General features: G+C 52.0%; 1 rRNA gene. It reads right to left on the bottom strand.

Annotated elements, in window-relative coordinates:
* Positions 1–246, bottom strand: a 23S ribosomal RNA gene (locus KVT32_RS31030); the annotation flags it as partial.

Here is a 246-nt window from a genome sequence, read left to right as displayed (position 1 = left end):
AAGGCTCCGGGAAATCTCATCTTAAGGCAAGTTTCCCGCTTAGATGCTTTCAGCGGTTATCTCTTCCGAACTTAGCTACCCGGCAATGCCACTGGCGTGACAACCGGTACACCAGAGGTTCGTCCACTCCGGTCCTCTCGTACTAGGAGCAGCCCCCTTCAAATTTCCAACGCCCACGGCAGATAGGGACCAAACTGTCTCACAACGTTTTAAACCCAGCTCACGTACCACTTTAAATGGCGAACA

Origin of the sequence: Achromobacter sp. GbtcB20 (genome assembly GCF_019091095.1) — a bacterium.
Taxonomy (GTDB): Bacteria; Pseudomonadota; Gammaproteobacteria; order Burkholderiales; family Burkholderiaceae_B; genus Achromobacter; species Achromobacter mucicolens.
Note: the sequence above shows the minus strand (reverse complement) of the source record. Positions and strands in the feature narration are given on the sequence as shown.